We start from the raw sequence: 13,915 nt of genomic DNA on the forward strand, positions 1-13,915 counted from the left end.
GGGAACCGAACCCGTTATCAATCAGGAGTGTATGTTAGTACATGAGAAAAGTGGACGCTTCGTCAATTTGAGTGGTACCGCGATAATAAAGTTTATTACCGCCTCAAACCTTTGGTTTGGGGCGGTTTTTTATTTGACAGGAAACCTCGTTCCCCATGAAATAAAACGCTTGGCGGGATGCGCATTTGCACGAAGAAGAAGTTCATTTCACGATTTTCTCTCCTAACAACAGCAAAGAATCAAAAAGGAAAAGGAGAACAAAACAATGAAAAGAAGAACAGTAGCAGTATTATTAACAGCAGTAATGACGATGGCAATGACGGCAGGATGCGCAGGCAGCTCCGGATCATCTGATTCCGGAAGTGGAGAAGAGAGCTATACCATTGGTATTTCACAGTTTGCAGAGCACGGCTCTTTGGATAACTGCCGGGAAGGATTCTTACAGGGCTTGGAAGAGGAAGGAATCGTTGAAGGAGAAAATCTTACGGTGGACTACAAAAATGCAGCGGCAGATATGGGGACGGCAAGTCAGATATCCGATACTTTCGTTTCTGACAAGGTGGATATGATATGCGCCATTGCAACGCCTACTGCTCAGAGCGCATACAATGCAGCAATGGATACAGATATTCCGGTTATTTATACAGCAGTAACAGATCCGGTGGCGGCAGAACTTGCAGATGAAGAAGGAAATCCGGTAGGAAATGTGACAGGAACATCTGACGAACTGCCGATCAAAGCACAGCTTGAGATGATCCGGACTATGCTCCCTGATGCCCAGAAGATCGGCATCATGTATACTACAAGTGAGGCCAACTCTATTTCAGCGCTGGAAACATATAAAGAACTTGCAGGAGATTACGATTTTGAGATTGTGGAAAAAGGGATCACGGCAACAGCGGATATTTCTCTTGCGGCAGATGATTTATTAAGCCAGGTAGACTGCATTACAAATCTGACAGACAATACAGTGGTTGCGTCCCTGCCGACTATTCTGGAAAAGGCGAATGAAAAGGGAATCCCGATTTTCGGAAGCGAGATCGAGCAGGTAAAGATCGGCTGCCTTGCAGCAGAAGGATTGGATTATATTGCGCTTGGAAAGCAGACAGGACAGATGGCGGCAAAGGTGCTCAAAGGAGAGGCAGAGGCGTCAGAACTTCCTTATGAAACGATTACAGAGCCCGGATTTTACGTAAATACAAAGGTAGCGGAAAATCTTGGAATTACTGTACCGGAGGAGCTGGCAGGAACAGCAGTAGAAAGCTTTGATACGATCTCTGAGGCAGAGGCGGAATAAAGAGACGTATCTGCAGAGGAAATAACAGAAGGTGAGGCATGATTCATGGATTTTGTTGTAACTATTTTTGAGCAGGGGTTGATATATGGCATACTTGCTCTTGGGGTTTATATCACATACAAGATACTGGATTTTCCGGATCTTACGGTAGATGGAAGCTTTCCGCTTGGCGGAGCGGTGACCGCTCTTCTTATTATAAAGGGGATAAATCCTTATCTCTCTCTTTTAGCAGCCTTTCTGGCAGGAGCTTTGGCAGGGGTCTGCACCGGGCTGATCCATGTGAAGGGGAAAGTAAGAGATTTGTTATCGGGAATTATTATGATGACGGCTCTTTGGACTATCAATTTGTATATAGCGGGAACTTCCAATGTACCGTTGTTTTCCCAGGACAGTATCTTTAAAAATGACTGGATCCAGGGAATCATGCCGGAAGCCCTGCAAAGCTATATAACGCTGATCCTGGCTCTTGTTCTGGCAGCGATCAGCAAGATCCTTCTGGATCTTTATTTGAAAACAAAGTCCGGCTATCTTCTTCGGGCGGTGGGTGACAATGATGTGTTGGTAACTTCTCTGGCCAAGGATCAGGGCAATGTGAAAATCGTAGGCCTTGCCATCGCCAATGGCCTTGTAGCTCTGGCGGGAAGCGCATTCTGCCAGGAGGAGAGAGTGTTTGAGATTTCAATGGGAACCGGGGCGATCGTGATCGGATTGGCGAGTGTTATTATCGGAACAAGTATCTTTAAAAAGCTTACTGTTATGAAGGCTACTACAGCTGTTTTGATCGGCTCTGTCATATATAAAGCCTGTGTGGCTGTCGCTATCCGCAACTTTGAACCACAGGCAATGAAATTGATCACAGCAGTTTTATTCCTGGTAATTTTGATTATCAGTATGGAAAGAAGAAAGAAGGTGAAACCGGATGCTGGAACTCAAAGACATTCATAAATACTATAATCCCGGTACAGTCAATGAAATGTGTCTGTTCCACGGGTTTAACCTGTCCATAGAAGAAGGAGAATTTGTCTCCGTGATCGGGAGCAACGGTTCCGGAAAAACGTCTATGCTGAATATTATCTGCGGAAGCATTCCGGTAGAGGCCGGCCAGATTTTTATGAACGGCTCTGACATTACGAAAGAGAAAGAATACAAACGAAACCGAAGGATCGGAAGGGTGTATCAGAATCCGGCCATGGGGACCTGTCCTTCCATGACGATTCTGGAGAATATGGCATTGGCGGATAATAAAGGAAAGGTGTATGGATTCGGACGGGGGACCAATAAGGCGAGAATTTCCTATTATAAAGAACTTTTAAGCCAGCTGGGACTTGGTTTGGAGGATAAGCTGGATATTAAGGTGGGAGCGCTGTCCGGAGGCCAGAGACAGGCGATGGCTCTTTTGATGTCTACGATGACTCCTATAGAATTTCTTATTCTGGATGAACATACGGCGGCTCTGGATCCTAAGACGGCAGAGTTGATCATGGAGCTGACAGACAAAATCGTAAAAGAGAAGAAACTGACTACGATCATGGTAACTCACAATCTCCGTTATGCGGTAGAGTATGGAGACCGTCTTTTGATGATGCATCAGGGCGAGGCTGTACTTGATCTGAAAGGTGAGGAAAAAAAGGCGATGTCTGTAGATGAAATATTGAAGCAGTTTAACGAAATCAGCATAGAATGCGGCAACTAGAGAATCATCCAAAATTAAGAACCCGTCAGGGTTCTTTTTTTGTGAAAAATTTCAGGCCGTATACCGTTGACGGAACATAGGACAGGTGATAAACTTAATAAAGCAAATTTATACACTATATAGTGAATAAAAAAGATGAATGATACTAAATATAGAGAGCGACGAAGTGGAGGAGACTGGCATCATATGGTAAAAAAAGATGTAAAAGTAATCAAAAAAGACGGGACGAAGGAAGCGTTTAATGTACAGAAGGTAGTGGTTGCAGTAAATAAGTCAGCCTATCGTGCCCTTATCAAATTTACAGATGAAGAACTGGGGTTTATCTGCAAATTTGTAGAAGAAAAAGTGGACGACATGGACATCACGGAAATTCCTATTGCGGAAATGCATAACGTGGTGGAGGGCGCGTTGGAGAAAGTGAACCCGGTGGTGGCAAAAAGCTATCGCGATTATCGTAACTACAAGCAGGATTTTGTGCAGATGCTGGATGATGTATATAAGAAAAGCCAGTCTATCATGTACATCGGAGACAAGGAAAACAGCAATACGGACAGCGCTCTTGTGTCCACCAAAAGAAGTCTGATCTTTAATGAACTGAACAAAGAACTTTATAAGAAATTTTTCCTGACAGTGGAGGAGATTCAGGCGATCCGTGACGGATATATTTATATCCATGATATGTCTGCAAGAAGAGATACTATGAACTGCTGTCTTTTCGATGTGAAATCAGTGCTGACAGGAGGCTTTGAGATGGGAAATCTCTGGTATAATGAGCCTAAGACGTTGGACACTGCGTTTGATGTGATCGGCGATATTGTTCTAAGTGCGGCAAGCCAGCAGTACGGCGGTTTTACTGTGCCGAGTGTAGATGAGATCCTGGAACCATTTGCAGAGAAATCCCACAAAAAGCTGATCCGAAAATACCGTGATCTGGGACTGGATGAAGAAACTGTGCAGAAGGTAGCATGGGCAGATTTGGAAAAGGAGATGGAACAGGGATTCCAGGGATGGGAATACAAGTTTAATTCCGTTTCATCCAGCAGGGGAGACTATCCTTTTATCACAGTGACAGCCGGAACAGTACCGAGCAAATACGGCAAGCTGGTGACAATGAAAATGCTGGAAGTCAGGAAGAACGGACAGGGGAAGGAAGGACATAAAAAGCCTGTCCTTTTCCCGAAGATCGTTTTCCTGTATGATGAGAATCTTCACGGACCGGGAGGCCCGATGGAAGATGTCTTTGAGGCGGGAATCGACTGTTCCGCTAAAACCATGTACCCGGATTGGCTAAGCCTCACCGGAGATGGGTATGTGGCGGGGATTTATAAGAAATATGGAAAGATCATAAGTCCTATGGGATGCCGCGCATTTTTGTCTCCGTGGTATGAAAGAGGCGGAATGGAGCCGGCAGACGAAAACGATCAGCCGGTATTCGTGGGACGGTTCAATATCGGAGCGATCAGCCTGCATCTGCCTATGATCTATGCAAAGGCAAAACAGGAGAGCAAAGACTTTTATCAGGTGCTGGACTATTATCTGAATCTGATCCGCCAGCTTCACTTGAGAACCTATGATTATCTGGGCGAGATGAAAGCATCCACCAATCCTCTGGCTTACTGTGAAGGAGGATTTTACGGCGGACATCTTGGACTTTACGATAAGATCAAACCTCTTTTGAAGTCTGCTACAGCATCCTTTGGGATTACGGCTCTGAATGAACTTCAGCAGCTTCATAATAAGAAGTCTCTGGTGGAGGACGGAGAGTTTGCCCTGGAGACACTTCGCTATATTAATGAGAAGATTGCAGAATTTAAAAAGGAAGATGGAAGGCTCTATGCCATTTACGGAACTCCGGCAGAAAATCTGTGCGGCGTTCAGGTACAGCAGTTCCGTAAGAAGTATGGAATCATTGAAAATGTGTCGGACAGAGAGTATGTGAGCAACAGTTTCCATTGCCATGTCAGCGAGGATATTACTCCCATTCAGAAACAGGATCTGGAGGGAAGATTCTGGGATTTAAGCAACGGCGGAAAGATCCAGTATGTGAAATATCCGGTTAATTATAATAAAGAAGCGATCAAATCCTTGGTGCGGCGCGCTATGGCAAAAGGATACTATGAAGGAGTCAACCTTTCCCTTGCTTACTGTGATGATTGCGGACATGAGGAGCTTTCTATGGATGTATGTCCGGTATGCGGCAGTAAAAATCTGACGAAGATCGACCGTATGAACGGTTACCTTTCCTATTCCAGAGTGAAGGGAGATACCAGACTGAATGAGGCGAAAATGGCCGAAATTGCAGAAAGGAAAAGTATGTAGGAATGAGATATCATAATATTACGAAAGACGATATGCTCAACGGGGACGGACTTAGGGTAGTATTATGGGTGGCAGGATGTGCTCATGGCTGTCCGGGCTGCCATAATCCCATTACATGGGATCCGGAAGGAGGACTTCCTTTTGACGAGGAGGCAAAGCAGGAGATTTTCGATGAACTTGATAAGGACTATGTAAGCGGCATTACATTTTCCGGCGGAGATCCTCTTCATGAAGCGAATGTCCGGCAGGTCACTGCGCTGGCAAAAGAGATACGGGAAAAATATCCGAACAAAACAATCTGGCTTTATACAGGAAGTCTCTGGAAGGAAGTAAAGGATCTGGAGATTGCAAAGTATCTGGATGTTCTTGTAGATGGAGAATTTCAGGAAGAGAAAAAAGACAATACCCTTCACTGGAAAGGGAGCGCAAATCAGATGGTGATCGATGTGCCAAAAACACTGCAGATAGGAGAAATTGTTTTACATGATTAAGAGAATTGCTAAATTTCATAAAGTAAGTCTGGAACAGTTTACAGAAGGATGGAAGGATACGTTTGGTGAGACGGATAAGGAGAAGATCCGCGAAATATATGAGGAAATAAAGCTTCCGAAGAGGGCGACATCAGGATCGGCGGGTTATGATTTTTTTGTACCCGTTTCTCTGACGATCGCACCGGGTGAAACTGTAAAGATTCCTACCGGGATCCGCGTGGAAATGGAAGAGAACTGGGTGCTGAAATGCTATCCGAGAAGCGGACTTGGTTTCAAATACCGGCTTCAGTTGAATAATACCGTTGGGATCATAGACAGTGATTATTTTTACTCTGATAATGAAGGCCATATTTTTTCCAAGATCACAAATGATACAAACGAAGGGAAAACCATTGAAATAGCGGCCGGGACAGGATTTATGCAGGGGATTTTTGTAGAATACGGCATTACAGTCGACGATGACGCAGATGCGGTGCGAAACGGAGGGTTCGGCAGTACAACCGGGAAATAGAAGTTAAAAGGAGGCAGGGTGAAAATTACCCTGTCTCTTTTTGCATATTTCCGGCAGATCAGGGCAAATTAAACATATCGTATAAGGATATGGAGGAAATAAGATTATGCCGGATACAAGAATTGTGACTGCCTCAGTAAAGGAGAATGTCGCATATATGAATCAGATCCTGCCGATTCAGGACAGTTTTGATCTGATACAACGAGATCTTATGATTGGAGGAAGGGAAGCTGCCTTTTTCTTTATTGACGGATTTATGAAAGACGAGGCGATGCTGAAGATTATGGATTCCTTTCTTGGAGTGACGAAGGAGAATATGCCTGCAAGTGCCACAGGATTTGTAAAACAGCATGTGCCTTATGTAGAAGTTGATATCATAGGAGAATTTGATCAGGTGTTCCGAAATCTTCTGTCAGGAACTACCTGTCTTTTTATTGACGGCTATGAAGCATGTATTGTGATCGACTGCAGAACTTACCCGGCCAGAAATGTGGGGGAACCGGAAAAGGATAAATCTCTTCGGGGATCCAGGGATGGCTTTGTAGAAACAATCGTATTTAATACAGCGCTGATGAGGAGGAGGATCCGGGATCCTCACCTTGTGATGCAGATGCTGGATATCGGAGAAAGTTCCCGAACAGACGTGGCAGTCTGCTATATGACTGACCGGGTAGATAAGCAGCTTCTTTCACGCCTGATAGATGAGTTGAAAAATATTCACACAAAAGATCTCCGTATGAACCAGCAGACACTGACAGAGCAGCTGTTCCGAGGAAAATTACTCAATCCGATGCCGAAATTTAAATATACAGAACGTCCGGATACAGCTGCCGCCTGTCTGCTGGAGGGGAAAATCGTTCTTTTGGTGGACAATTCACCTTCTGCCATGATCCTGCCAACGTCTGTTCTTGATATCATCGAAGAGGCAAATGATTACTATTTCCCGTTTATCACACAGCTTTACTTAAAAATCTCACGGGGGATCATCACGTTTCTGACTGTTTTTTTTACGCCGGTATTCCTTTTATTTATGCAGAATCTGAACTGGCTGCCGGATGTTTTTCATTTTGTAGCCCTGAGGGATACAGTCAATATCCCCCTTGTGTTTCAGCTTTTGATATTAGAGGTTGCCATAGATGGGCTTCGTCTGGCAGCATTGAATACGCCCAGTATGTTAAGTACACCTCTAAGTGTCATTGCAGGTATTGTTATGGGAGAATTTTCAGTACAGTCCGGATGGTTTAACTCGGAAGTTATGCTGTATATGGCATTCGTGGCGGTGGCTAACTATACCCAGCCTAATTTTGAGCTGGGCTATGCCCTGAAATTTATGCGCCTTATTCTGCTGGTTTTAACAGCTCTGTTTAACTGGGTCGGATTTGCTCTGGGAACGGTGATTATTCTTTGTATGATATGTTTTAACAAGACTTTTACAGGAAGAAATTTTCTTCGTGTGAAATTGAATTAGAAAAAGGGACGCCAATATTCAAAAGGCACCGTGAAGGGATCTCCGAAACAGCATTCCGAAAAAAATTTTGCCTAATAGTGGAAAAGGTGGTATGATGATGAAAACGGGATTTAGGAGGTCGTAAGAATGAGAGATTACGTGATCACAGTAAACAGTACAGTAGATTTGCCGAAGGAATGGCTGGCAGAGAGAAATGTTCCGGTTGTTCCTCTTCGATATACAATAGACGGACAGACCTATGAGGATATGGATGGACTTTCTTCAAAAGAGTTTTTTCAGAAACTCAGAGAAGGGAAAATGGCTGTTACTTCACAGGTGAATCCGGAGGAAGCAAAAGAGGCTCTGGAAGGCTTTGTAAAAGAAGGGAAGGATGTGCTCCACCTCGCCTTTTCCTCTGCTTTAAGCGGAACATGCAACAGCATGAAAATTGCGGCGGAAGAGCTGATGGAGGAATATCCGGGATCAAAAGTTATTGTGATCGATACGCTCTGCGCTTGTCTGGGCGAAGCGCTTCTGCTTTATAAGACGCTAAAGCAGAAGGAAAGCGGAAAGACATTGGAAGAAACTGCAAAGTGGGTAGAGGAAAATAAGCTCCATATCTGCCATAATGTAACAGTGGATGACCTGAATCATCTTCACAGAGGCGGAAGAGTTTCCAAAGCTACGGCAGTCCTTGGAACTATGGTGCAGATCAAGCCCATCATCCACATGGATAATAACGGCGCCCTTCAGGTTATCGGAAAAGAGAGAGGAAGAAAGAAAGCTCTCAATAAGATTGTGGATATGGCTGTGAAACAGGCAGAAGGATGGGATAATGATATTATCATGATCACCCATGGAGATTGTATCGAAGATGCAGAATACGTAGCTTCTTTGGTACGCCAGAAAATGGGAATAGACAATATTCTGATCAATAATATCGGAACTGTGATCGGAAGCCATACCGGTCCAGGCGTAGTGGCGGTATTCTGTATGGGAAACGAAAGATAAGGGGTAGAACTCATGAAAAAAAATCTGACCATTGACCCAAATATGAAAGAGAAATGGCCGGCAACAAAGGTTGGCTGTCTGCAGTACCATGTCAAAGTAGAAAAAAAGAATGAGCAGATGTGGGAATATCTTAAAAAGGATATTTTAAAAAAAGTAAAAGATGAGATTTTTGATTATGGAATAAATGAGATTCCGGGTATCAAAGAATCCAGAGCGGCCTATAAAGCATTCGGAAAGGATCCAAGCCGATACAGAGTGTCGTCAGAAGCGCTGATCCGCCGGATCGGACAGGGAAAAGGGCTTTACGAGGTCAATACAGTGGTAGATGTGAATAATCTGATATCCATTGAATCCGGGTTTTCTGCAGGGTCCTATGATGCGGATAAAATAGGTGAGGAACTGACGTTTCGGATAGGACTTCCCGGAGAAACCTACAAGGGAATCGGGAAAAATGAAATAAATATAGAGGCGCTTCCTGTTTTGGCAGATGAAGAAGGGGCGATCGGAAGCTCTACCAGTGATTCCGAGAGAGCAATGATCACAGAGGAAGCGCAGGAAGTATTGACTTTGGTCTATTGCTTTTCCGAGAACGGAGATCTTAAAAAGGTGTTGGAGAAGGGAAAAGAGTATCTGGAAAAATATGCCGGCGCGGAAGAGATAGAATCCTGGATCGTGGAATAGAAAAAATAATAAAATAGAGAACCGTCTGCGGATAGAGGCTGTTTTATCAGCCTGTCATATCCATACCGCAGACGGTTTTTTGTCTACCCTTCGCCGACCGTGCTGCCCCTTGTAGATTGACGCTATTCTTTGCAGACATCTACCCAGGCTTCAAAACCGGAATATTTTTCCAGATCCGGGATAGTCAGTTCAATGGCGCTGTTGGCGCTGCCGCAGGCAGGAAATACTGTCTCAAAACGCTTTAGCGATACATCCAGGTAGACGCTGACCCCGTCTTTAATCCCAAAAGGACATACGCCGCCGACCGGGTGGCCGATCAGATCAAGCACCTGATCGGGTTTTAACATAGATGCCTTTTTGTGAAAAGTGCTTTTGTATTTCTTGTTGTCAACACGGGCATCTCCGGCAGTGACGATAAGAATCGGATGCTCATCTACCATGAAGGAAAGAGTTTTTGCAATTCGCTGCTCATCTGTATGCAGGGCCAGGGCTGCCTCTGTGACAGTGGCGCTGGATACGGAAAATTCCAGGACATGGTTTTCCATATCCCATTTCCTGAAATGTGCTTTTACGTTTTCTATAGACATGTGGTCATACCGCCTTTCCGTGATATGGATGAATTAAAGTTTAAACCATCCCATTGCATTGGCAACAGAGCTTCCAAGGATCAATATCAAAAATACAGGGGTGATCCATTTGATCATCACGGTAAACAATTTTTCCCCTACAAATTTTCCATTCGTTACGCGCACTTCATCTGAAATACTCTTCGGCTTGATAATGAAACCGACAAAGATTGCAGTGAAAAAGGCAACGATCGGCATAAGCACACTGTTGCTGACAAAATCCATAATGTCAAGAATTGTCATATTTGCCCAGCTGATAAAGGAGAGAGGACCAAATCCAAGAGAGGACGGCGCTCCAAGTACAATGCTCATTACAGTCACAAAGATACAGGAACTTTTTCTGGTCCAGTGAAATTTATCCTGGAAAATGGATACGATTGTTTCCATCAAAGAGATGGAAGAAGTCAGGGCTGCAAAAATGACAAGAAGGAAAAATGCAGCTCCAACAACTCCGCCGAAGGACATGCTCTCAAAAACCTTAGGCAGAATGACAAACATCAGGCTGGGACCGCTCTGCAGGATTTTCGGATCTCCGCCGGAGAAAACAAATACGGCCGGAATGATCATAAGGCCTGCCAGGAAAGCAATCACAGTATCAAATATTTCAATCTGGCGTACAGAACTTTCAAGGTTCGTATCTTTACGCATATAAGAACCGTAAGTTACCATGATACCCATAGCAAGAGACATGGAATAGAAAAGCTGTCCCATAGCGGCAAGTACAGTCTTGACAGAGAAATCAGACATGTGAGGCTGCACGTAGTATGCCAGACCATCCATAGCCCCGTCTAAGGTGAGACAGTAAATGGAAATACCAATGGCAAGCACTACCAAAATCGGCATCATAAATTTACTTACTTTTTCAATTCCTTTTTCTACGCCAAGCAGAACAATGACTGCAGTAGCGCCAAGGAAGAGCAGGAACCATCCTAAAGGCTGGAAAACACTGCCTACAAAACCGGTAAAGTAATCATCGGCTGCAGTAGCGGCGCCTCCTCCGGTCAGAAATACGGCAAAATATTTAATGACCCATCCGCCGATCACAGAATAATACGGAAGGATAATAATTGGAACAAGGGAAGCTAAAAGTCCCAGGAATCCAAAACGGGAGTCCAGAGCTTTAAAAGCACCGATCGCACTCAACCCGGTTTTACGTCCGATTGCCACTTCGGCGATCATCAGTGAAAAACCAAAGGTAACTGCTATAATAAGGTAGACAAGGAGAAAAGTCCCTCCTCCATACTGTGCGGCCAGATAAGGGAAACGCCATATATTTCCCAACCCGACTGCCGAACCGGCAGCAGCCAGTACAAATCCCAGCTTGCCGGAAAAACTGCTTCTGTTATTCATTTGTAAAAAACCTCCTCATAAGATATCGTTTTCTCATTTTTTTATTTTTCCTTTCAAATGTGTGCAGGTTATATTATAATGAATAAGACAGTATTTAGCAAGTAAAACCCGACATTTCAGGCAGAAAAAAGTGTTGACATGAAAAAAGAAATGTGATAATATTGACAATGCGTAAAGCAAAAAACAAAGCAGAGTATCCACTCTCACCATAGCACGATCGGGTGACTATCGGTTTGATATTGACAGTCTTACATGAGTGAGCATGTTATGTGATATAAGTGGGTAGTCTGAGCTATTCACTTATTTTTTATTTTATGATGGAGGTGCACTACAATTAGCGATTTAATGATTAATGAACAGATCAGAGACAGAGAAGTACGTGTAATCAGCGAAGATGGAGAACAGCTGGGTATCATGTCGGCAAGAGAAGCAATGAAGCTGGCAGAACAGGCGGAACTTGATCTGGTAAAAATTGCTCCTAAGGCTCAGCCGCCGGTATGTAAGATCATTGACTACGGTAAGTACAAATATGAGCTGGCAAGAAAAGAAAAAGAAGCCAAGAAAAAACAGAAAACGGTTGAAGTGAAGGAAGTGCGTCTTTCACCGAACATTGACACAAATGACTTGAATACAAAAGTCAACAATGCCAGAAAATTTATCAGTAAAGGCAACAAGGTCAAAGTTACTCTGCGTTTCCGGGGAAGAGAAATGGCCCACGTACAGCAGAGCAAGCATATTCTGGATGATTTTGCAGAACTGCTTGCAGATACAGCGGTGGTGGAGAAGCCGGCGAAACTGGAAGGAAGAAACATGAGCATGGTTTTAACTGAAAAACGTTAAAAATATTTAATTATCTTAAGGAGGAAAATATCATGCCAAAAATTAAAACAAATAGAGCGGCTGCAAAGCGCTTCAAAAAAACAGGTACAGGAAAGCTGAAAAGAAACAAAGCTTATAAGAGCCATATCTTAACCAAGAAGTCTACAAAGAGAAAAAGAAATCTTAGACAGGCTACAATTACAGACGCAACAAATGTAAAGAATATGAAGAAAGTATTACCATATCTGTAAGATTGGCGAAAGATTGAAGGAGGAATAAGACATGGCAAGAATTAAAGGCGGAATGAACGCTAAGAAGAAACACAATAGAACTTTAAAGCTGGCGAAAGGATACAGAGGAGCACGTTCCAAACAGTACAGAGTTGCAAAACAGTCTGTTATGAGAGCGCTGACTTCCGCATACGCAGGAAGAAAACAGCGTAAACGCCAGATGCGTCAGCTCTGGATCGCACGTATCAACGCTGCTGCAAGAATGAACGGACTTTCCTACAGCAAATTTATGCACGGATTAAAGGTTGCAAACGTAGATATGAACAGAAAGATGCTGGCAGAGATGGCTGTAAATGATAAAGAAGGTTTTACAGCACTGGCAGAGCTTGCAAAGAAGAGTATTGCTTAATAAGAGGCAAGAAAGGAAGTTCCTGAAGGTTTCCGCCTGACAGGGCGGAAATTTTCAAAGGATTTCTGAAAATATATATATTATATGAAATATAAAAAATTTAATAAAAACTGTTGACATTCGAAGAGTGATGTAGTATTATAATTTTCGGACAGCAGATGTCATGCGGAAGTGTCGGAACTGGCAGACGAGCAAGACTAAGGATCTTGTGATCAATGCGATCGTGTGGGTTCAAGTCCCATCTTCCGCATTAGAAATCCCTTTAAATAAAGGGATTTTTTTTATTTCATAAAAAAGTAGCGTCGGTGTACAAGGGGACCGTGTTGCCCCTTGTACACCGACGCTAACCATTCAGGTAACCAAAAAGAGACGTAATTGTAATTGCATATATGACATCGCCTTCGGGCGTTTTTTATATATAACGATGCTGTATTATAAGGATATCCTCCTGCGGTCAAGCGGAATTCGAGAGCATATAAGATAATGAGAAGATTTATCGATAATGGCGATTATGTTTGACTAGACCGAAAAAGTATTGCTATGCTGATACTATACCTTTAAGGTGATTCAGCAGAGGAGAAGGAAGTGATGGCAAGTGAAACAGCATAAATTCTGGGCGTGGGCTGCAGTATTCTGTTTTATAATGGTATTTTATACCGGATACAGACATAAGTGATCAGACGATAGTCAGTCAGTATAAAAATCTTATCAGGAGGTAGAATTTTATGTTTAGTGAATCATTAATGAAGAAGATTGGATTATTTGCAGGAGGTGTCCTCTTCGGAACGGCAGGGGTAAAGATTTTATCCAGCAGGGATGCAAAGAAGGTATATACAGAGTGTACGGCGGCTGCTCTGCGCGCGAAGGACTGCGTGATGAAAACAGTTACCACAGTCCAGGAAAACGCAGAGGATATCCTTGCGGAAGCACAGCAGATCAATGAGGAAAGGACAGCGCAGGAGGCTGCGGCAGTGCAGGAAACAGAAGAAGACGGTGCGGATCCTTCAGATGAAGGAAAGATATAGCCGTCT

General features: G+C 43.6%; 15 protein-coding genes, 1 tRNA gene and 1 other annotated feature (1 of these 17 only partly in view). Of the genes, 14 read left to right on the forward strand and 2 right to left on the reverse strand.

The annotated features are described in order from the left end of the window. Positions 1-109: a binding site (T-box leader), on the forward strand (it extends 141 nt beyond the left edge of the window). 156 nt (positions 110-265) lie between these two features. The 9 genes from EUBC25_RS12665 to EUBC25_RS12705 all read left to right on the forward strand — a co-directional run bounded on the left by EUBC25_RS12665 (position 266) and on the right by EUBC25_RS12705 (position 9,450). Further along, complete coding sequence (locus EUBC25_RS12665; protein WP_230105847.1) at positions 266-1,297, forward strand: ABC transporter substrate-binding protein; 1,032 nt, start codon at positions 266-268, stop codon at positions 1,295-1,297. Between the two features lie 45 nt (positions 1,298-1,342). Beyond that, positions 1,343-2,242 carry an ABC transporter permease gene (locus EUBC25_RS12670; protein WP_230105848.1) on the forward strand — a complete coding sequence of 300 codons (900 nt, stop codon included), beginning with the start codon at positions 1,343-1,345 and terminating at the stop codon, positions 2,240-2,242. Next, positions 2,217-2,990: an ABC transporter ATP-binding protein gene (locus EUBC25_RS12675; RefSeq protein WP_230105849.1), complete on the forward strand. Its 774-nt coding sequence runs from the start codon at positions 2,217-2,219 to the stop codon at positions 2,988-2,990. The genes EUBC25_RS12670 and EUBC25_RS12675 overlap by 26 nt, the downstream gene beginning before the upstream one ends. Positions 2,991-3,176: 186 nt before the next feature. Then, the gene (gene nrdD, locus EUBC25_RS12680; RefSeq protein ID WP_230105850.1) at positions 3,177-5,309 is read left to right on the forward strand and encodes an anaerobic ribonucleoside-triphosphate reductase; all 2,133 of its coding nucleotides are present in this window, start codon (positions 3,177-3,179) and stop codon (positions 5,307-5,309) included. 2 nt (positions 5,310-5,311) lie between these two features. Next, on the forward strand, positions 5,312-5,800 hold the full coding sequence (gene nrdG / locus EUBC25_RS12685) for an anaerobic ribonucleoside-triphosphate reductase activating protein (RefSeq protein WP_230105851.1): 489 nt from the start codon (positions 5,312-5,314) through the stop codon (positions 5,798-5,800). Then, complete coding sequence (locus EUBC25_RS12690; protein ID WP_230107605.1) at positions 5,796-6,311, forward strand: dCTP deaminase/dUTPase family protein; 516 nt, start codon at positions 5,796-5,798, stop codon at positions 6,309-6,311. Before nrdG ends, EUBC25_RS12690 begins: the two co-directional genes overlap by 5 nt. A 106-nt stretch (positions 6,312-6,417) precedes the next feature. Next, on the forward strand, positions 6,418-7,779 hold the full coding sequence (locus EUBC25_RS12695; RefSeq protein ID WP_230105852.1) for a spore germination protein: 1,362 nt from the start codon (positions 6,418-6,420) through the stop codon (positions 7,777-7,779). A gap of 126 nt (positions 7,780-7,905) precedes the next feature. Then, complete coding sequence (locus EUBC25_RS12700; RefSeq protein ID WP_230105853.1) at positions 7,906-8,769, forward strand: DegV family protein; 864 nt, start codon at positions 7,906-7,908, stop codon at positions 8,767-8,769. 12 nt (positions 8,770-8,781) lie between these two features. Beyond that, positions 8,782-9,450, forward strand: coding sequence for a B3/B4 domain-containing protein (locus EUBC25_RS12705; protein ID WP_230105854.1), 669 nt, complete (start codon positions 8,782-8,784; stop codon positions 9,448-9,450). A 122-nt stretch (positions 9,451-9,572) separates the two neighbouring features. Here EUBC25_RS12705 and EUBC25_RS12710 read toward each other — a convergent pair whose 3' ends face one another. Further along, entirely contained in the window at positions 9,573-10,037 is a 465-nt protein-coding gene (locus EUBC25_RS12710; protein ID WP_230105855.1) for a YbaK/EbsC family protein, read from the reverse strand. Positions 10,038-10,070: 33 nt separating this feature from the next. Next, complete coding sequence (locus tag EUBC25_RS12715; RefSeq protein ID WP_230105856.1) at positions 10,071-11,426, reverse strand: sodium-dependent transporter; 1,356 nt, start codon at positions 11,424-11,426, stop codon at positions 10,071-10,073. 345 nt (positions 11,427-11,771) lie between these two features. Here EUBC25_RS12715 and infC point away from each other — a divergent pair, with 345 nt between their 5' ends. The 5 genes from infC to EUBC25_RS12740 all read left to right on the forward strand — a co-directional run bounded on the left by infC (position 11,772) and on the right by EUBC25_RS12740 (position 13,909). Next, positions 11,772-12,266, forward strand: a complete 495-nt coding sequence (infC, locus tag EUBC25_RS12720) for a translation initiation factor IF-3 (protein WP_230105857.1) — start codon at positions 11,772-11,774, stop codon at positions 12,264-12,266. Positions 12,267-12,298: 32 nt separating this feature from the next. Further along, the gene (gene rpmI / locus EUBC25_RS12725; protein WP_004840820.1) at positions 12,299-12,496 is read left to right on the forward strand and encodes a 50S ribosomal protein L35; all 198 of its coding nucleotides are present in this window, start codon (positions 12,299-12,301) and stop codon (positions 12,494-12,496) included. Positions 12,497-12,527: 31 nt separating this feature from the next. Beyond that, positions 12,528-12,884, forward strand: a complete 357-nt coding sequence (gene rplT, locus EUBC25_RS12730; RefSeq protein WP_230105858.1) for a 50S ribosomal protein L20 — start codon at positions 12,528-12,530, stop codon at positions 12,882-12,884. 165 nt (positions 12,885-13,049) lie between these two features. Then, positions 13,050-13,134 (forward strand) — tRNA-Leu (locus EUBC25_RS12735). A gap of 475 nt (positions 13,135-13,609) precedes the next feature. Continuing rightward, positions 13,610-13,909, forward strand: coding sequence for a DUF6110 family protein (locus EUBC25_RS12740; RefSeq protein ID WP_230105859.1), 300 nt, complete (start codon positions 13,610-13,612; stop codon positions 13,907-13,909). Positions 13,910-13,915: the final 6 nt, after the last annotated feature.

Origin of the sequence: Claveliimonas bilis (genome assembly GCF_020892095.1) — a bacterium.
Lineage (GTDB): Bacteria > Bacillota > Clostridia > Lachnospirales > Lachnospiraceae > Claveliimonas > Claveliimonas bilis.

Excerpts from the sequence above, each read along its gene's own strand:
- EUBC25_RS12665 (WP_230105847.1), top strand. The coding sequence starts at position 266 with ATGAAAAGAAGAACAGTAGCAGTATTATTAACAGCAGTAATGACGATG.
- EUBC25_RS12670 (WP_230105848.1), top strand. The coding sequence starts at position 1,343 with ATGGATTTTGTTGTAACTATTTTTGAGCAGGGGTTGATATATGGCATA.
- EUBC25_RS12675 (WP_230105849.1), top strand. The coding sequence starts at position 2,217 with ATGCTGGAACTCAAAGACATTCATAAATACTATAATCCCGGTACAGTC.
- nrdD (WP_230105850.1), top strand. The coding sequence starts at position 3,177 with ATGGTAAAAAAAGATGTAAAAGTAATCAAAAAAGACGGGACGAAGGAA.
- nrdG (WP_230105851.1), top strand. The coding sequence starts at position 5,312 with ATGAGATATCATAATATTACGAAAGACGATATGCTCAACGGGGACGGA.
- EUBC25_RS12695 (WP_230105852.1), top strand. The coding sequence starts at position 6,418 with ATGCCGGATACAAGAATTGTGACTGCCTCAGTAAAGGAGAATGTCGCA.
- EUBC25_RS12700 (WP_230105853.1), top strand. The coding sequence starts at position 7,906 with ATGAGAGATTACGTGATCACAGTAAACAGTACAGTAGATTTGCCGAAG.
- EUBC25_RS12705 (WP_230105854.1), top strand. The coding sequence starts at position 8,782 with ATGAAAAAAAATCTGACCATTGACCCAAATATGAAAGAGAAATGGCCG.
- EUBC25_RS12710 (WP_230105855.1), bottom strand. The coding sequence starts at position 10,037 with ATGTCTATAGAAAACGTAAAAGCACATTTCAGGAAATGGGATATGGAA.
- EUBC25_RS12715 (WP_230105856.1), bottom strand. The coding sequence starts at position 11,426 with ATGAATAACAGAAGCAGTTTTTCCGGCAAGCTGGGATTTGTACTGGCT.
- infC (WP_230105857.1), top strand. The coding sequence starts at position 11,772 with ATGATTAATGAACAGATCAGAGACAGAGAAGTACGTGTAATCAGCGAA.
- rpmI (WP_004840820.1), top strand. The coding sequence starts at position 12,299 with ATGCCAAAAATTAAAACAAATAGAGCGGCTGCAAAGCGCTTCAAAAAA.
- rplT (WP_230105858.1), top strand. The coding sequence starts at position 12,528 with ATGGCAAGAATTAAAGGCGGAATGAACGCTAAGAAGAAACACAATAGA.
- EUBC25_RS12740 (WP_230105859.1), top strand. The coding sequence starts at position 13,610 with ATGTTTAGTGAATCATTAATGAAGAAGATTGGATTATTTGCAGGAGGT.